This window comes from Arthrobacter sp. ISL-69 (assembly GCF_018613775.1).
Classification (GTDB): domain Bacteria; phylum Actinomycetota; class Actinomycetes; order Actinomycetales; family Micrococcaceae; genus Arthrobacter.
In genome coordinates this window covers 43093-61078 of record NZ_JAGGPO010000012.1, presented here as the reverse complement: position 1 = coordinate 61078, position 17986 = coordinate 43093, and the positions used below count along the sequence as shown (strand labels likewise).

16 protein-coding genes are annotated in these 17986 nt (G+C 66.6%); 12 read left to right on the top strand and 4 right to left on the bottom strand.

The genetic code is table 11. The features are described 5' to 3' along the window. Positions 1-114: 114 nt before the first annotated feature. The 4 genes from J7I79_RS08310 to J7I79_RS08295 all read left to right on the top strand — a co-directional run bounded on the left by J7I79_RS08310 (position 115) and on the right by J7I79_RS08295 (position 5345). Positions 115-1326, top strand: a complete 1212-nt coding sequence (locus J7I79_RS08310; protein WP_214952189.1) for a glycoside hydrolase family 76 protein — start codon at positions 115-117, stop codon at positions 1324-1326. Between the two features lie 161 nt (positions 1327-1487). After that, the gene (locus J7I79_RS08305; protein ID WP_214952187.1) at positions 1488-2543 is read left to right on the top strand and encodes an iron ABC transporter substrate-binding protein; all 1056 of its coding nucleotides are present in this window, start codon (positions 1488-1490) and stop codon (positions 2541-2543) included. A 22-nt stretch (positions 2544-2565) separates the two neighbouring features. Then, on the top strand, positions 2566-4158 hold the full coding sequence (locus J7I79_RS08300; RefSeq protein WP_214952185.1) for an iron ABC transporter permease: 1593 nt from the start codon (positions 2566-2568) through the stop codon (positions 4156-4158). A 50-nt stretch (positions 4159-4208) separates the two neighbouring features. Next, positions 4209-5345, top strand: a complete 1137-nt coding sequence (locus tag J7I79_RS08295; RefSeq protein WP_214952497.1) for an ABC transporter ATP-binding protein — start codon at positions 4209-4211, stop codon at positions 5343-5345. 50 nt (positions 5346-5395) lie between these two features. Here J7I79_RS08295 and J7I79_RS08290 read toward each other — a convergent pair whose 3' ends face one another. Continuing rightward, complete coding sequence (locus J7I79_RS08290) at positions 5396-5992, bottom strand: YdeI family protein (RefSeq protein WP_214952182.1); 597 nt, start codon at positions 5990-5992, stop codon at positions 5396-5398. A 95-nt stretch (positions 5993-6087) separates the two neighbouring features. On the opposite strand from J7I79_RS08290, the gene J7I79_RS08285 reads away from it, so the two are divergent. From J7I79_RS08285 to J7I79_RS08260, 6 genes are all read left to right on the top strand, one after another. Beyond that, the gene (locus tag J7I79_RS08285; RefSeq protein WP_214952180.1) at positions 6088-6804 is read left to right on the top strand and encodes a VOC family protein; all 717 of its coding nucleotides are present in this window, start codon (positions 6088-6090) and stop codon (positions 6802-6804) included. Positions 6805-6939: 135 nt separating this feature from the next. Next, the gene (locus J7I79_RS08280; RefSeq protein WP_028271117.1) at positions 6940-7479 is read left to right on the top strand and encodes an NUDIX hydrolase family protein; all 540 of its coding nucleotides are present in this window, start codon (positions 6940-6942) and stop codon (positions 7477-7479) included. A 156-nt stretch (positions 7480-7635) separates the two neighbouring features. Beyond that, positions 7636-8691 carry a DUF6707 family protein gene (locus J7I79_RS08275; protein ID WP_214952178.1) on the top strand — a complete coding sequence of 352 codons (1056 nt, stop codon included), beginning with the start codon at positions 7636-7638 and terminating at the stop codon, positions 8689-8691. A gap of 60 nt (positions 8692-8751) precedes the next feature. Next, positions 8752-9477: an SRPBCC domain-containing protein gene (locus tag J7I79_RS08270; protein WP_214952176.1), complete on the top strand. Its 726-nt coding sequence runs from the start codon at positions 8752-8754 to the stop codon at positions 9475-9477. Positions 9478-9520: 43 nt separating this feature from the next. Continuing rightward, positions 9521-10825: a tRNA guanosine(34) transglycosylase Tgt gene (gene tgt / locus J7I79_RS08265; protein ID WP_214952174.1), complete on the top strand. Its 1305-nt coding sequence runs from the start codon at positions 9521-9523 to the stop codon at positions 10823-10825. A gap of 145 nt (positions 10826-10970) precedes the next feature. After that, entirely contained in the window at positions 10971-11936 is a 966-nt protein-coding gene (locus J7I79_RS08260) for a type IV toxin-antitoxin system AbiEi family antitoxin domain-containing protein (protein ID WP_214952172.1), read from the top strand. A 94-nt stretch (positions 11937-12030) separates the two neighbouring features. On the opposite strand, the gene J7I79_RS08255 is transcribed toward J7I79_RS08260, so the two are convergent. After that, positions 12031-12726: a queuosine precursor transporter gene (locus J7I79_RS08255; protein WP_214952170.1), complete on the bottom strand. Its 696-nt coding sequence runs from the start codon at positions 12724-12726 to the stop codon at positions 12031-12033. A gap of 315 nt (positions 12727-13041) precedes the next feature. Here J7I79_RS08255 and J7I79_RS08250 point away from each other — a divergent pair, with 315 nt between their 5' ends. After that, positions 13042-13884 carry a hydroxymethylpyrimidine/phosphomethylpyrimidine kinase gene (locus J7I79_RS08250; protein WP_214952168.1) on the top strand — a complete coding sequence of 281 codons (843 nt, stop codon included), beginning with the start codon at positions 13042-13044 and terminating at the stop codon, positions 13882-13884. 146 nt (positions 13885-14030) lie between these two features. Here the strand turns inward: J7I79_RS08250 and J7I79_RS08245 are convergent, their stop codons facing one another. Continuing rightward, the gene (locus J7I79_RS08245; RefSeq protein WP_214952166.1) at positions 14031-15323 is read right to left on the bottom strand and encodes a serpin family protein; all 1293 of its coding nucleotides are present in this window, start codon (positions 15321-15323) and stop codon (positions 14031-14033) included. A 221-nt stretch (positions 15324-15544) separates the two neighbouring features. Here J7I79_RS08245 and J7I79_RS24205 point away from each other — a divergent pair, with 221 nt between their 5' ends. Further along, positions 15545-15715: a hypothetical protein gene (locus J7I79_RS24205; RefSeq protein ID WP_251042553.1), complete on the top strand. Its 171-nt coding sequence runs from the start codon at positions 15545-15547 to the stop codon at positions 15713-15715. A 283-nt stretch (positions 15716-15998) separates the two neighbouring features. Here J7I79_RS24205 and J7I79_RS08235 read toward each other — a convergent pair whose 3' ends face one another. Then, on the bottom strand, positions 15999-17747 hold the full coding sequence (locus tag J7I79_RS08235; RefSeq protein WP_214952495.1) for a pyruvate dehydrogenase: 1749 nt from the start codon (positions 17745-17747) through the stop codon (positions 15999-16001). Positions 17748-17986 lie beyond the last annotated feature (239 nt).

The window sequence follows — 17986 nt, the reverse complement described above, 5'->3', positions numbered from 1 at the left end:
TGGAACCCAACCCCGGCGTAACGCTAGTTAATGAATGTTAACTGGAATGGGGCCAAACCGCACGTTCGGACAGCAGCTGGCCCTCCCGGCAGGGCACCCGGCTAGGCTGGCACCATGACCTCCCCAGACGTCGCCGCACCTGCCGACTGGTCCGCCCGCGCCGACGAGGCCGCCCGGTCCGTGACCCGGATGTTCGGGCAGCGGCTGTTCTTCCTCCCGGGTACGCATATCGCGGCGATCGAACGGCCGTCCGGCCGGCTGAAGAACCTGGTCCGCCCCTGGCACTACTGGTGGCAGGCCCACTACGTGGACTGCCTGGTGGACGCCGGACGCCGCGAGCTCGCCCGGGGAGCCAGGTTCGACGGCGGGAACCGCCCGAGTGCCGGGCAGCTGGCCTCGCGGCTGGTCACCGGCATCCGGCTGCGCAATTTCCTGACCGTCGTCAACAACTACTACGACGACATGGCCTGGCTCGCGCTGTCCACCCTCCGCCTGGAGAAGCTCGCGGAGGCGACGCGCAGGCCGGGCAGCCGCCGGCACGCACGGATCCGGAGAAGCCTGACGCTGCAGTTCGATTCGGCCTCCACGGATGACCTGGGCGGCGGCACGTTCTGGAGCACGAAACGGGACTTCAAGAACACGCCGGCCACGGCACCGGTGGCGCTCTACTACGCCCGGACCGGGAACACGGCCAAAGCCCAGGCCCTGGTGGACTGGCTGCATGCCAAGCTGTTCGACCCCGCCCACGGCATGTACCAGGACGGGCTGAGGATCGGCAGCAACGGCGAAGTGGTGCTGGAAGCCGCCATCTACACGTACAACCAGGGCCCGGTCCTGGGCGCGCTGCTGGAACTCGGCGGCCAGCCGAACCTTGACCGGGCAGCCGGACTCGTGGACGCCGTGGCCCGCCACCTGACGCGCCCCGCCACCCTCGCATCCGGCCGGACTGCCGCAGTGCTCCGCTGCGACGGAACGGGCGACGGCGGCCTGTTCACCGGGATCCTGGCCCGGTACCTTGCGCTGGCCGCAGCGGACGGACGGCTTCCCGACCGGACGCGGGCCATAGCGGCCGCCCTGGTCATCGAAACGGCACAGGCGCTCTGGGAGGGCCGCCGCGCCGTTGACCCGGCGGAGCCGCTGGCACGCCAGGGGGCGCAGCTGGTGTTTTCGGTATTCCCCGAGACGCCGGCGAGCCGGGCATATCCGGCGGGTGCCGCCGTCGAACTTTCCACCCAGCTGCAGGCGTGGATGGTACTGGAGGCCGCCGCAACCGCTGGGGATGCACCCCACGATCCGCCGCCCCGTACGAATGGCCGCACGAATTAAGTCACGTAAAAGTTCCGTAATTGATGTGATTCTACTCACTTAAGCCTGCCCCGGCTTGGTCCCTTAGGTTTGGCTAACCTACAGTTTTGGCAGTGAGCATGCCCTAACTTCCCCTCACACGGACTCCGGTCCACCAGACTTTTTTCCAGAAAGAAGCCCCCATGAAGATCCGCACCAACGCGCTGGCGGGAATCGCACTCGCCGCCACTGCCGCCCTCGGCCTGGCCGCCTGCGGCTCCGGAAGCTCCACCCCCGCCGCGAGCACCGCTGCGGCCGACGGCAAGACTTCCGGCGAGATCACGGTCTACAACGCCCAGCATGAAAGCCTGACCAAGGAATGGGTGGACGCGTTCACCGCGGAGACCGGCGTCAAGGTAACCCTACGCCAGGGCTCGGACACCGAAATGTCCAACCAGATCATCCAGGAAGGCGCGGCTTCCCCGGCCGACGTGTTCCTGACGGAAAACTCACCCGCAATGGCGCAGGTTGAGAACGCCGGACTGTTCGCGGACGTGGACAAGGCCACCATTGACCAGGTGCCCGCCGACTTCCGCCCCTCCACCGGCAAGTGGACCGGCATTGCCGCCCGCTCCACCGTCCTGGTGTATGACAAGGCCAAGCTGAGCGAAGACAAGCTGCCCAAGTCCATGCTGGACCTGGCCAAGCCGGAGTGGAAGGGCAAGTGGGCCGCTTCACCGTCCGGTGCAGACTTCCAGGCCATCGTTTCGGCACTGCTTGAGCTCAAGGGCGAAGCCGCCACCGACGAATGGCTCAAGGGCATGAAGGAGAACTTCAAGGCCTACAAGGGCAACAGCACGGCCATGAAGGCCGTCAACGCCGGCGAAGTGGACGCCGCCCTGATCTACCACTACTACTACTACGGCGACCAGGCCAAGACCGGCGAAAACTCCAAGAACGTCACGCCGTACTTCTTCAAGAACCAGGATCCAGGCGCGTTCGTGTCCGTCTCCGGCGGCGGCGTGCTGAAGTCCTCCAAGAACGCTGCGGCTGCCCAGGCGTTCCTGAAGTTCATCACCGGCAAGAAGGGCCAGGAAGTCCTCCAGAAGGGCACCTCCTTCGAATACGCCATTGCCTCCGAGGTCCCGGCCAACGACAAGCTGGTTCCGATCAAGGAACTGCAGGCGCCGACCGTGGACCCGGCCAAGCTCAACTCCGAGAAGGTCACCGAACTGATGACCAAGGCAGGACTCCTGTAACTCGGTGCCAAATGGAAACACTGTGCTAACTGACCTAGCGGCACCGGAAGCTTCCGGAAGCACGACGACGGCGGGTAGGGGCAAGCGCTCCCGCCCGCCTTTCGGCGTTTCCGCAGTAGCCATCATTGCTGTCCTCATTGCCCTGTTTTCCCTGATCCCGCTGGGCTACGTCGTTGTGATGACCGCGGCCACGGGGTGGGACGCCGCCGTCGGACTCATCTTCCGCGAGCGGGTGGGCGAGCTGCTCCTCAACACGCTGGTGCTGATGGCGATCACCGTGCCGCTGTGTGTGGCGCTGGGCGTCGGGGGCGCCTGGCTGGTGGAGCGGACCGGGCTGCGCGGACACAAGTGGTGGGCTGTGCTGCTGGCCGCCCCGCTGGCCATCCCCGCCTTCGTCAACAGCTACGCCTGGGTCTCCGCCATACCTTCCCTGGGCGGCCTGTGGTCCGGCGTCCTGATCGCTACGCTGTCCTACTTTCCGCTGGTGTACATCCCGGCGGCCGCCACCCTCGGCAGGCTTGACCCCGCCATCGAGCAGTCCGCCGCGTCGCTGGGCCTGGGCGCCTGGCGCACCTTCTTCCGCGTGGTCCTCCCCCAGCTCCGCATCGCCATGACCGGCGGCGCCCTGCTGGTGGCGCTGCACCTGCTGGCTGAATACGGCGCGTTTGCGATGATCCGTTTCGATACCTTCACCACCGCGATCATGGTGCAGTACCAGTCCACGTTCAACGGCACCGCCGGGAACATGCTGGCGAGCGTGCTGGTGTTCTTCTGCCTGATCCTGCTGGTGGTGGAGGTGCGCGGCAGGGGCACCGCCCGCTACGCACGGGTGGGATCCGGAGCACAGGCCAGGGCGCTCCGGCTGCCCCTGCATGCCTACCAGGCCCCGGCGCAGCTCTTCCTGGCCGGTCTCACCGCCCTTGCCTTCGGCCTTCCGCTGACGTTCGTGCTCCGCTGGGTTTTCGCGGGCGGAGCGGACATCTGGGCGACGGACGAGTTCTTCCCCGCACTGCTGCAGACCCTAGGCTACGGACTGACCGGGGCCCTGGCTACAACCGTGGTGGCTTTCCCCATGGCGTACCTTGCCGTGCGGCACCCGAGCTGGTTCAGCAAGGCACTGGAGCTGTCCAACTACGTCACCAGCTCCATGCCGGGCATCGTGGTGGGCCTGGCCTTTGTCACCGTGAGCATCCGGGTGGCCCCGGAGTTCTACCAGACAACCGTGCTGCTCATCGCGGCCTACGTGCTGCTGTTCCTTCCCAGGGCGCTGGTCAATATCCGCGCCGGGCTGGCGCAGGCCCCCAAGGAACTCGACGAGGCCGCGCAGGCGCTAGGGAAGCCGCCGCTGCTGGCCTTCATCCGGGTGACGCTGCGCCTCACCGCCCCGGCCGCGGCCGGCGGGGCCGCACTGGTGTTCCTGGCCATCGTCAACGAACTCACGGCGACGCTGCTGCTCTCCCCGAACGGGACGCGCACCCTCGCCACCGAGTTCTGGAGCAAAAGCAGCGAGATCGACTACGCCGGCGCTGCGCCGTATGCGCTGCTGATGATCCTGATCTCCGCCCCCATGACCTACCTTCTCTTCCAGCAGTCCAAGAAAGTGGCCGGACAGTGACCGATTCCTACACTTCCCGTGATGCCCCCTCCAGGTTTCCGGAACCACGGATAGCCCCGTCCGTGGCGCCCAGCACCAACAGCCACCTCGGGATCGAGGCCGTCACCAAGAACTTCGGTTCGCAGGCGGTCCTCAAGGGCGTCAACCTGTCCGTGGCCAAGGGCGGAACCACCGCGATCGTGGGCCCGTCAGGCTCGGGCAAGACCACGCTGCTGCGCCTGATCGCCGGCTTCGAACATCCCGACACCGGCAGCATCTCGCTCAACGGCGCCACCGTGGCCGGCGACGGTTCCTGGGTACCGGCGCACAAACGGCACGTGGGTTACGTTGCGCAGGACGGCGCCCTCTTCCCCCACCTGACCGTGGGCCAGAACATCTCCTTCGGCCTCAGTGCCAGCAAGTTGTCCGGCGGGCGGCGGGAGGTTGCCGCCAGGGTCAACGAACTCCTGGAAATGGTGTCCCTCGACCCGTCCATGGCCAAGCGCCGGCCGCACCAGCTCTCCGGCGGGCAGCAGCAGCGCGTGGCGCTGGCCCGCGCCCTGGCCCGCGAACCGGAGCTCATGCTGCTGGACGAGCCGTTCTCCGCGCTTGACGCCGGCCTCCGCGTGGCCACCCGCCGCGCAGTGGCAAAGGTCCTCAACGAAGCCGGCGTGACCACCATCCTGGTCACGCACGACCAGGCCGAAGCTCTCTCCTTCGCCGACCAGGTGGCCGTGATGCGCGGCGGCAGGCTGGCCCAGATCGGCAACCCGTTTGTGGTCTACACACGCCCCGCAGACCGCGCCACCGCGGAATTCCTGGGCGACGCCGTCATCCTGGACGCCTGGATGGAAGGCTCTCTTGCCACCTGTTCGCTGGGCGGCATACCGGTGCGCAGGCCTCCGGCCCAGGGCCGCGTACAGCTCATGCTGCGTCCCGAACAGATCCGCATCGCCGAGGACGGCCCCATCCGCGGCGTGGTGGTGGATACGGACTACTTCGGCCCGGAAACCACCGTGCGCCTCAAGCTGGCCGTGCCGCCGGAACTGGCGGCCGGCGCCATCCCGGACCACCGTTTTCCCGGCGGCGGCGAAGTAATCACCATCCGGCACTGGAACGCCTCCATCGCGCGGCCGGGCATGGAGCTCTGCCTGCGTGTGGTGGGCGAGGCCGTGGCCTTCCCGGTGGATGCGAACGGGCAGGACTGACGCCGGGCGCCTACCGGGCCCGGGGCCCGGGCACCGGGCGCGGGGCCCGGCTAGTCCGCGGGGCGCTTCTTCTGCGGGTACGGGGTTTCGCCGCGTGCCAGCATCTCCACGAACCCCTTGATCTTGCGCTCCCGGGTGGCTGCCTGCTTGACCGAATTCGTCCGGTAAATCAGGGCGTACCGGTTCACCGACGTCAGCACGTCGAACATGGCCTGCGCCCGCGGTTCGGCCGCAATGGCGGCCGCCAGGTCCTCCGGCAGTTCCGCGGATGCCTGTCCGGAGTACGCAGCCTCCCAGCGGCCGTCCCCCTTGGCGGCGTCGACGGCGGCGCGGCCCGCCGCAGTCATCCTGCCGGCGGCCTCAAGCTTTTCGATGCGGTCCACGTTCCGTGCCGACCAGACACTCTTGGGCCCGCGGCGGGTCATCCGCTGGAAGGAGCTTTCGTCGTCGCGCCGTTTGCCCTGGCCGTCGATCCAGCCGAAGCACAGCGCCTCCTGTAACGCGGCTTCGTAGTCCAGTTCAGTGGTGTTGCCGCCCTTCTTGTGCAGCACCAGCCACACGCCCGGGCTGGTGGCATGGTGCTGTTCCAGCCAGGTGCGCCATTCGGCGGCATCCTTCACCAGGAGTTCCTCGAGTTCAATGGCCATGGCACCATTCTGCTCCACGGGACTCCTCATTCAAGGCGTGGCATCATGGCCATGTCACCAACAATTCTTCGTCAGCCTTCACCCCGGGAGATCCAATGCTGCGTGTCCGCCCCATCCATTTCACCTCGCGCCTGGACCAGTGGGAGCGGCTGCTCACCGACCTGGGAATGATCCGGACCGTCGATGACGGCTCCTGGAAGGAGTACGACGCCGGATCCGGCCGGCTGGCGCTGCACGCCGCCGAGGCCGGCTCCGCAGGGGACGGGACGACGGCGTTCGGCGTCGAAGTGGGCGACCTCGCCGAGTTCGCCCGGCGCACGAACGAGGCCGGAGTGGAAGATGGGACCTCGCCGGCCGAGCTGACCACGGCGGACCACGGCGACACCTGCCGGATCACTGGCGGGGACGGTTTCAGCTTCTTTGCGGACAAAGCCGCCCACAGCACCCAGAGCCCGGACGCCGATCCGGCGCTCGCCGTCGTCGAAGTCTGGTTCACTCCGGATGCCGCGGCCGCCGCACAGACCCTGCGCAATATGGGTGCCCGGCTGCGGCCGGTCCCGGATGACGACGAAACCGCGGATTTCACCGCGAAGAACGGCGGCGTGCTGATGGTGCGCCCCGGAAACGGCAACGCCCGGTCCGGCCTGGGCTTTGAGTACACCGGCGACTTGTCCGCCCTGCGGGACCGGCTGGCCGCTGCGGGCCACCAGGTCACTATGACGGAAGAGGCCTTCGGGCGGACACTGCACGTGGCCAACCCCGACGAGGTGGGCGCCGACGCTCCGGCGCTCTGGCTGTCAGCCCGGCACTGAGGGGCCTTTTGTCGGCGCCGAAGCCGCCGAACCGGCCGTCCTTGTCAGGATCGCGGCAGGGGAACCACTCGAATCCGTCCTCGCCGTGTGAAGTTGCGGCACGGGGTTCGGGCACGGATGGGGTAGAACTTAAGCATGAACGTGCGCACTCCTGACCCGAATCCCGGCTGGCTGTCCGATGAGGACCTCTTCGAAGCCCGGGGCCGGCTTCCCATGGTTTATGTGGAAGCCGTGCCCGTCCGCCTTGATCCCTTGGGGTTCGTGAACGAAGTCGGTACCCTGCTGCAGGCCGACGAGGACGGCACCATGGTCCGTTCCCTCGTGTCCGGCCGCGTCCTCTACCGCGAGACCATCCGCGCGGCCCTGCTCCGCCACATGGAAAAGGACCTGGGTCCGCTGGCGTTCCCGCAGCTGCCCATCAGCCCGGTCCCGTTCACCGTTGCCGAGTATTTCCCGGCGCCGTCCCACACTGGATTCACCGATGACCGCCAGCACGCTGTTTCCCTGGCGTACATCATCCCGGTCACCGGCGAATGCGAGCCCCGCCAGGATGCCCTCGAGCTCACCTGGATGACGCCCGAGGAGGTCCTGAGCCCGGACGTGCAGCTGGAATTCAGCGGCGGCCGCGGCGCCCTGGTCCGGCAGGCGCTCGCGTTCGCTGGAGTGGGCAGCTAAGCACGCCGCAGCGCCTTTCACTGGCGGCGGGCCTGGGGGCCGCTTACAGTGCTGCGGCACCTGCGGGGACGCTCGAAGGAACCCGGGCGTCCCCGACTTCGCGCGGGCCCCTTAGTAGACTGTAGGGCGGACCGCAAGAGAACTTAAGGACTCCCGATGACCCACCCCCCAGCCACCCAGCACTACAGTGAGCTCCAGGCTGGCTCTCTGCAGACCGGCCACCTCCTGCTTCTCCCCGACGGCGAACGGTCCGCCGAAATCCAGAGCGTCCTCGTGGAGGACGACGATTTCGGCACACCGGCCGTGGTCCTTGCAACCCTCACCGGCGGCGGGATCCTGCGCATCGCGGCCGGGTCAACCGTCCTGGTGGCAGGGCCCGGCTCCGCCTCTACCGGTGAGGCCAACGGCTCCCGTTCCGGTGCGGAAACGGTGTCCGAAGAGTCCGACGCCGCCACGTCGCTTCAGGTCGTTGAGCCCCCCGCCGCCCGGGCAGACTCCGCCGGGGAAAGCGGCGCCCCGGCGGCTCCCGCCGTCGTCGTGCCTCCCCGCCCGGCCACAACGCCGGCAACTGCCGCAGCCGCCGGTCCGAGCGAGGAGGAACTGGCACTGATCCCGGAGCCCTCGGGAACGCCGGAGTCCGTGGTTGGGGCCGCCGCGGCAGCACATCCGGACGCACTGGGCGTGATGCTGCTGAGCGACCGGCTGGCCAAGGGCATCAACACCAAATCCGGAAGCTGTCTCAAGGACCTCAGCGACCTGGCCCATGAACTGTTCGTCACCCTCAAGGATGCCGAGGGCGCCCTGGCCGTCGCGGACGTGCTCAACGTGCTGCCGTTCGACGGCAACCCCGGCCGGTGGACGTCCGTCGAGGCGGCGCTGGCCCTGTCCAGCTACATCTGCCGGCAGACCGGGAAAGAGGACCGTGCCGAGGTGTACGAAAAGCTCCTCCGCGCCCCCGACGCCATGGAAACGGACGCGTTCAAGTCCCGCATCAACGCCAAGATCCGGCAGCGCTCCCTCAACGAACCCAACCTGTACGACAAGGAAATCTTCCGGGCCATCGACAACTCGAACCCGGACGCCGAACGCGAATGGCGGCTGCTGCGGCTTGAGGCCCTGATGTTCCTGCGGGCGCACGGCGGCTCGGAAACCATCGGGTTGAAGGAGCTGGAGCGCCGGATCGCCAACGAACTGGAATCCGTCCGGGCTTGAGCCATAGGCCTTGGCCGTTTGGCCCTACCCCGGCGGCGCCTGGAGTTGTAGATTCACCCCATGACGAACAAACTGAGCGTTGTGATTAATTCCGATGCGCAGCAGGTTTGGACAATGCTGCGTGAACCGGCCAAGGTTGCCCAGTGGCACGGCTGGGAGGCCGAGGACCTGGCCGCCGAAATCAACGAAATCTATTTCAAGGACACCGTGGTTGAAGGCCCTGACCACACCAGCCTCACCGTGGACGGCGGGGATGAGTTCGCACTGAAACCCGTTTCCACCGGCACCCAGGTCAGCGTGACGCGGGCAGCCCTGGACCACAATTCCGAGTGGGCCGCCTGGGACGAGGACATCACCCAAAGCTGGCTGACGTTCCTCCAGCAGCTCCGCTTCGCCCTGGAACACCACCCGCACGGCAAGCGCCGCACGGCCTTCTTTTCGGTTCCCGGCGGGGACGGCTCCGCGATCGACAAGCTGGGGCTCCGGGATATCCCCGCGCCCGGTGAGCCGTTCTCGCTGACCCTCGCCAGCGGCGAGAAGATCTCGGGCAAGGTCTGGTACCGCACCAACCACCAGGTGGGGCTCACCGTGCACAGCTACGCCGAACACGGCGATGGCCTGCTGGTCGTCGCCGACCAGCCGCCCATCGCCGAGGTCAGGCCCGACGGCGGATCCATGGTCATCGTGTCCACCTACGAGCTGGGGGCACACCGGCTGGAGGAAATCCGCAGCAGCTGGGACAGCTGGCGGGCTGAGAACTACCCCACATCGGACCCCGTGCACTGACGGCCGGCTAAGTTTCGCCACAGGAAGCTGGCACACTTGAACCGTGCCAGCCAATACTGAACCTTCGCTCTCGTTCGAGCCGGGGGCCGCAGCCCTGCAGTCTGAGTTTTCCTTCGCCGTGGGCAAGCGCCTGAGTGAGACGTGTTCGCCGACGCCGGAGCAGGTGGCCGCCAACGGCGGGGAATTCCTGGGCCGCACCGGCACCATCAGCACCCCGCACGGCGAGATCCGGACGCCGGCGTTCATCGCCGTCGGCACTAAGGCCACGGTGAAGTCCGTGCTGCCCGAATCCATCGCCGAGCTGGGCGCGCAGGCGGTCCTGGCCAACGCCTACCACCTGTACCTCCAGCCGGGGGCTGACATCCTGGACGAGGCCGGCGGGCTGGGCGCCTTCATGAACTGGTCCGGGCCCACCTTCACGGACTCCGGCGGCTTTCAGGTGATGAGCCTGGGCTCGGGCTTCAAAAAGGTCATCGACATGAAGTCGGTTGATTCGTCCGGCCCGGATGACGCCGTGGCGCCGGGCAAGGAGCGGCTGGCCCACGTGGACGAGGAAGGCGTGTGGTTCAAGAGCCACCTCAACGGCGACCGGCACCGCTTCAGCCCCGAGATCTCCATGAACGTCCAGCACCAGATCGGGGCCGACATCATGTTCGCCTTCGACGAGCTGACCACGCTGCAGAACTCCCGCGGCTACCAGGAGGAGTCGCTGGAACGCACCCGACGCTGGGCCGAGCGCTGCATCACCGAGCACTTCAGGCTTACCGCCGAGCGGGCGGGCAAGCCCTACCAGGCGCTCTTCGGCGTGATCCAGGGCGCGCAGTACGAGGACCTGCGCCGCAAGGCCTGCCGGGACCTGGGCGCCATGAACTTCGACGGCTTCGGGATCGGCGGCGCGCTCGAAAAGGAGAACCTGGGCACCATCGTTCGGTGGTGCAACGAGGAGCTGCCCGAGAACAAGCCGAGGCACCTGCTGGGCATCTCCGAACCGGACGACATTTTCACCGCGATCGAGAACGGCGCGGACACCTTCGACTGCGTCTCCCCCACCCGGGTGGCCCGCAACTCGGCGTTCTACACCCCCGACGGGCGGTTCAACCTCTCCGGAGCCAAGTACAAGCGCGACTTCGGCCCGCTGCAGGAAGGCTGCGACTGCTATGCCTGCCTGAACTACTCCCGGGCCTATATCCACCACCTGTTCAAGGCCAAGGAGATGGTCTCGGCCACGCTGATCTCCATCCACAACGAGCGCTTCGTGGTGAAGATGGTGGACGACGCCCGGCTGGCCATCGAAGCCGGCAACTTCTTCGACTTCAAGGCCGAGACTCTGGGTCGCTACTACCCCTAGGGCCGGTCCCGCCCGCCATTTCGACGGTTCCCTGCGCGCTCGACGTCCAGAAACATCTAGCTGGCAGGGAACCGTCGTAACGGCGGTGTCCACATACGGGTGACTTACTCTGGGCCTCGGTCGCTGCAGAGGCAATGGTGGACACATGAACTCACGTTTCCGGGCTTTGCCGTCGACGGAGGACCTTTGGCGGACCGAGCAACTCCTGGAGCGCGGTCTGAATTCACGCTCTATCGCGAATCTGGTTCAAGGCGGAAGCCTCATCCGCGTGCGCCGCGGCTGCTACGCGCGCGGAAGCTGGTGGACGGGGTTGAACGCCACCACCCGTCGACGCCAACTGATCTATGCGCATGCGCACGCAACGCGCACGACGTCGAGCGGCGGCTTTGCGTACAGCCACACCTCTGGTGCCAGCCTGCATCGCCTCCATCTGTGGGGCGTGGATGACACGGTCCACCTGACTCAAGCGGGCTGCCCGGTCTCCCACGGACGCGGGGTGGCGGCCCATACGAGGCGCTTGGGCAGCCACGAACTGTCATTCGTGGATAACCTGCCATGCACCTCGTTGGAGCGGACGGTGGTGGACTGCTGCCTCATGTTCAACGTTCGCCAGTCCCTGATTCTGGTCGACCACGCTGCACGTCTGGGGGCTGACCTGCCACTGATCCGGGTCCAGTGCTCCGCGTTGGCGGGCCGCAACGGAGTCGTGGCTCTGCGCCGGGCACTCGAGCTAGCCGATCCGCGCTCCGAATCGGCCGGCGAGAGCCTAACCCGGGAATTAATCCACAGACTCAAGGTCGCGCCGCCGGAGCTGCAGCTCTTGGTGCGAACACCGTTGGGCGAGCACCGTCTGGACTTCGCATGGCCTAAGCCGAAGGTCGCCTTGGAGTTCGACGGCAAGACCAAGTACTTCGATTACCGGCCAACAAACGAGGTCGTGTTCGCCGAACGCCGCCGCGAGAAAGCGCTCATGGAACAGGGTTGGACCTTCCTCCGGATCGAGTGGAAGGACCTGTTCAACGAGGCAGAGTTCAAATACCGCTTACTCCGAGCGTTGGACCAAGGCGGGGCCCGACAGAAAGCTCCATTTCGACGGTTCCCTACTGGCTAGACGTTGCGAAACATCGGATGGGCGCGGAACCGTCGAAACGGCGGGGGCGGGGTGGACGGAACCCGGAGCGGGCCGCAGCCTATTCGGGAGGCGCTTACGCCCCGTAGCTCGGTTCGCGCTTCTTGATCCAGCCGATGGCCAGGGCGGTCAGCGGCACGAAGAGGAACTCCACCATGGTCTTGTAGAGGAAGCCCACCAGCACGTAGTTCACGAAGGTGCCGAAGTCCGTGATGCCGATGACCGACGCCGCAATGCTGCAGAAGATCAGTGTGTCCACGAATTCGCCGGCCACCGAGGAGCTCATGATCCGCGCCCACAGGGACTTTTCACCCGTGCGCGCCTTCATCTTCACCAGGATCCAGGAGTTGATGGTCTGCCCGGCCAGGAACGCCAGCAGTGAGGCCAGCACAATCTGCGGGACCGGGCCCAGCGCGCCCTCGAGCGCGGCCTGCTTGGAGGTACCGAAATCGTCGTCGAAGCCGGGCAGGGCAATGATCACCCAGTAGCAGATGGAGGCGAACACGGACAGGGCGAACGTGGTGATGATGGCCTTGCGCGCCACCTTGAACCCGTAGACCTCGCTGATGACATCGCCCAGGATATAGGCCAGCGGGAAGAGGAAGAAGCCGCCGTCCGTGATGATCGGACCGATCGCCACGCCTTTGGACGCCCCGATGTTGGACAGGATCAGCACCACGGCCATGAGGGCCAGCATGATGCCGAAGTAGGGGGAACCGATCGAGGCGAATTTCGGCGCCGCAGGGGCGGGGAAAGTCTTGGCGGTAGTCATGGGTGATCCATTCGGAGTGGTTCGCTCGGCTGCCCGGAAAGTCGGCGAGGAGATCGCTGCAGCAGCCGGCTGTATTAGCACTGGGAGAGGCTCCCGCGAACTGCTTCCGCCGGAACCGTTTTCCATTCTCGCATCACCGGGTGCGGCGCGGGCACCGGCCGGCGGAATCAACCAGAAATTTGAACACGTTCAGGTCTTGTGCGTGGGTCCATGTGGAGGATCTGTACCGCAGAGTGGGTGCGTGGACCACCGGGTTTGTTCACATTGGTCATACGCACAATGCGGCCTGTTTGGGCCCGGTGGCAGGATGGGTGGATGACTTCTGCCGCTGTTGAGACGTACCCTTCCGTTGCCCTCACCATTGCCGGGTCCGAAGCGACCGGCGGTGCCGGAGCGCAGGCCGACCTGAAGACGTTCCAGGAACTGGGCGTCTTCGGCATCGCCAACCTGACCTGCATCGTGTCCTTCAACCCGAACGACAACTGGAACCACCGCTTTGTCCCGGTGGACCAGCAGGTCATCGCGGACCAGCTGGAGGCGACGGCGGCGGCATACGGGGCCGCTTCGGGTGCGCCGTCCGTACTGGACACCATGAAGATCGGCATGCTGGGCAGCCCGGCCACCATTTCGACCGTTTCGTCCGCTCTGGCCTCGGGCGGGTTCACCAACGTGGTACTGGACCCGGTGCTGATCTGCAAGGGCCAGGAGCCGGGCCACGCACTGGACACGGACCAGGCACTCAAGACGCAGATCCTGCCGCTGGCCACGTTTGTCACGCCCAACCACTTCGAGGCGGAGTCGCTGTCCGGACTGGAGATCACCGACGTCGAGTCCCTCAAGGCCGCGGCCATCCGCATCCATGAGCTGAGCGGCGCCGCGGTGCTGGCCAAGGGCGGCGTGCGCCTGGCCGGACCCGGCGCCGTCGACGTCTATTACGACGGCGACACCCTGGAAGTCCTGTCCGCCCCCAAGGTGGGCGAAGTGGCCGTCTCCGGCGCCGGCTGTTCCCTGGCCGCCGCGGTAACGGCCGAACTGGCCAAGGGCGCGACCCCGCTCGAGGCTGCCCTCACGGCGAAGGCGTTTGTGACCGCCGGCATCCGCAACCGTATGGTCTCCGGCGCCCCGTTCGACGCCCTGTGGCAGGGCGGCCCGCGCTAGCTCTTCCCCGCCTTACCGGACGCTCTCTCACTTTTCGCACGAAAAACCGGGACGCTCTCTCACTTCTCGCACGAAAAACCGGGACGCTCGCTCACTGGCTGAGAGAGCGTCCCGGTTATCGTTGCAGGATCTGAGAGAGCGTCGGGTCAGGAGCGGGGGTCGGCCACCGTGCCCATGAACAGCGGCAGGCCGGTTTCCACGTGCACGATCTGATAGTGGAACGGCCGGTCGAAGGCGATGGTCCGCTCGGGCTGCGGCGGGGCGCTGGTGACCATTCCGTTGATCTGGGTGACAGCGGCGGCGATGGTGCCCTTTTCAGCGACCGTGATGTTGGCAGCCTGCGCCGCCTGGGTGATCATCATCTTGGGCTGGATTTTGTTGAAGTCCTCGGTGGTGTTGAGGGTCTTCTGCAGGCCGAGCGACTCAAACACCTTCCGCAGGTCAAAACTGCACTTGTGGTCCCAGCGGGGCAGCTGGATCTGCACTGCCTCAAGCGCTGCCGTGTCGAAGGTGTCCGTGATTTCCGTGAGCTTAGCCGCGCCGAAAGCCGCTGAGGCGGGGCGGGATCCGGCATCAGCTCCCGCATCCGGGAGGACCAACCGCATGACGAAACCGTCGGCGTAGGGAAGGTCCACGCCCTGCCAGCCGGCCCCTTCCGCGTACTTCATCTCCAGCTCGTTATGCATTGCCGGCGCTTCGATTTCCTCGCCCGCGGCTGTTGTGAAGGGCAGGTCCGAGGTGTCATTCGGGTCAAACGGCGCCCTCCAGGCGGACGCAAAGTACAGGGAATTGAGCAGGCTGAACGTGTTGTCTGGATCGTACTTTGCGGGGGCCTCCTTGATCCGGCCGCCCGTGTTCCTGTTCACCCACGCATCGATGGCGGGCTTCGTTGCACCCTCATCGCTGAAGTCCACGGGATACACGCCGGTTCCGTAGTGCCGGGCGAGAGTGTCCAGGAAGGACTCACCGGTGGGCACGCCCTTGTCCACGAACAGCCCGTTGGCGGCGTGCATGACAGGTTTCCGCGGCGGGTTGTCCTCATCCACTGCGCCTGGGTCGCCGTCGAACTTCTCGAGCGAGCCGAGAACAGCGTTCATGGCCTCATCGCGATTCTCCAGGGGAAGTTGCAGGACCCTGTCCATCTCCGCAGCAGTCTCGCCCGACGCGCCAGAGCGAAGCATCGCAAGCGCAATCAGCAGGCTCCCGGGTGAGGACACCACGTTCCCGTTGGAGCCGTCCCCGCCGTCGGCCAGCAGGGCCTCGCCGAGGCCCAGGGCGGAAGCCCGGAAGGAGCGCAGTTCGGCGGCATAAGCCGCCCGGTCCACCGAAACCCGCTCCACGCCGTCGGCCTTCAGCAGTTCCGGCGCCGATGCCGAGCAGGCGGTGAGCGCCACCAGGGCACCGGCCGTTGCGATCCTGGCAACGCGGAATGTCTTCATTTTCTCCCCCTTGGCCCTGCCTTGCCGGCACTTGGCGGGAATCCGCCTGTCTCCCTTCAGTCAACCAGCCTGCCCGCGGCAGGACGATGCCCGTAGGGTCACGGTTTGCCGTCGTTTTGGTCTCACCCCTCCGACGCTCTCCCACCATTCGCAACGTTTTCGCCAACGCTCCCGCACTTCCTTCGCGGGCGTATCCTCGTGACATGTCGGAGGAGCACTAAATGGCACAGCATTTCAACACCGTTGACGAGTACATCGCGTCCTTCCCAGCCGAGGTGCAGGGCATACTCCAGGAGGTCCGGCGCAGTTGCCGCTCGGCGGTGCCGCAGTCCGGCGAGATGATCAGCTACGGCCTCCCCACCGTCACCCTGGACAGCAAGTACGTGGTGTAGTTCGCGGGGTGGGCACACCATATTTCCGTTTATCCCGTGCCGGCCGGGGACGCGGACTTCCAGTCTGAGATCGCCCCGTACCGGTCAGCCAAGGGAACGCTGAAATTCCCGTTGGGCAAACCGGTCCCGTACGGGCTCATCGAAAAAACGGCGGCGCTGCTTGCAGGCGAGCGCCGCGGGCGGTAGCGGCCGGCTGTCGCCGCCGTCGGAAGCGTAAGACGCACGGAGGCGTACGACGGCGGGCGGCAGCGCCGCCGTCGTCCGCGGGAAGCGCTTGGGCGGACTACCGCCGCGGGATGTTCCGCAGGTTGCTCCGGGCCATGCTCACGGCCTCACCGGCGCCGCGGTTCAGGACCACTTTGGACATGGCGGTCGCGAAGCCAAGGACCTGCGACCCGGTGATCTTCGGGGGGATGGACAGCGCTTTAGGATCCGTGATGAGTTCCACCAGCGACGGTCCGGGATGCGCGAAGGCCTCCCGGTAGGCCTCCTCAATCCGGGCCGGATCGGTGACGCGGACGGCGTGGAAGCCGAGGGCGCGGGCGACGGCGGAGTAGTCGGCGTCGGGAACGTCCACGCCGAAATCGGGCAGCCCGTCCACGAGCATCTCGAGTTTGACCATGCCCAGGGTGGAGTTGTTGAAGACCACAACGTTCACGGGCAGACGGTGGGCAGCAACGGTGATGAGCTCGCCGAGCAGCATGGACAGCCCGCCGTCGCCCGAGACCGAAATGACCTGCCGTCCGGGGTAGGCCAGTTGCGCGCCGATCGCGTGCGGCAGGGCGTTGGCCATGGAGCCGTGCAGGTACGAGCCGATCAGCCGGCGCGTGCCAAGAGGGTTGATGTAGCGCGCGGTCCAGACGTTGCACATGCCGGTGTCCGCGGTGAAGATGGCGTCCTCCGCCGCCACCTGGTCCAGGATCGAGGCCGCGTACTCCGGGTGGATCGGCTGCTTCTTTTCCACCTTGCGCGTGTAGGCGCCCACGGCCTTGTTCATGAGCCTGTCGTGCTTCTTGAGCATCTGGTTGAGGAAGCGGCGGCTCTTCTTTGGAGCCAGCAGGGGCTTCAGCGCGGTGAGCGTTGGCAGCACGTCGCCATGGACGGCGATGTCGACGTCGGTCCGCCGACCCAGCCTGTGGGCGGCACGGTCCACCTGGGCGGTGCGGGTGCCGGGGAGGAACTGGTCATATGGAAAATCGGTGCCGAGCAGGATCAGCAGGTCCGCGTCCTCGATGCCCTCGGCCGCGGCGCCGTAGCCGAGCAGCCCTGTCATCCCGATGTCGTACGGGTTGTCGTACTGCATGAAGTCCTTGCCCCGCAGCGTGTGGCCGATCGGGGCGCCGATCACTTCTGCGAGGGCGACGACTTCGTCGTGGGCCCCTTGCGTTCCTGCCCCGGCAAAGATGGCAACCTTGTCGGCCGCGTTGATGGCACCGGCGAGCTCCCGGACGCTCACGGCGTCCGGGACGAGGGTTGCGCGCCGGAACGTCGCGGGCAGCGGCGTCTCGCCCGTTGCGTCCAGACCGGCGATATCGCCCGGGAGCGTGACGACGGCGACTCCCCCGAGCCCGACGGCGTGCTGGATCGCGCTGTGCATGACGCGGGGCGCCTGCTCTGCCGTGCTGACCAGTTCCGAGTACACCGAGCATTCGTTGAAGAGCCGGTCCGGATGGGTTTCCTGGAAGAAGCCGCTGCCGATCTGCTTGCTGGGGATGTGCGAAGCAATGGCCAGGACGGGGGCGCCTGAGCGGTTCGCGTCGTACAGCCCGTTGATCAGGTGCAGGTTACCGGGTCCGCAGGACCCTGCGCAGACGGCAAGACGGCCGGTCAGCTGGGCTTCCGCCGCGGCAGCGAACGCGGCGGCTTCCTCGTGCCGGACATGGATCCAGTCGATTCCGCCGTGCTGGGAGCCGCCCGTTTTGCGGACTGCGTCGACGATCGGGTTGAGGCTGTCCCCCACGATCCCGTAAATCCGCTGCACACCGGCAGCCTGGAGTTGTTCGATGAGCTGGGTGGCGAGTTCCTTGGCCATGAGTGCACTTCCCGCGATCACGTTGATGGGCTGACAGGTTGATCAACTGACAGGGCCAATATAGTCCCCACCATCCTCGGAACGCTCTCTCACTTAACACCCGAGACGCTCTCTCACTTTCCAGAAGAAAGTGAAAGAGCGACCGGGTTTTTCCTGCAGGATCTGCGAGAGCGTCCTGGTGGGGTGAGCGTACGACGGCGGGCGACCACCCGCCGTCGTACTCTCCTGGGAACCTCTGC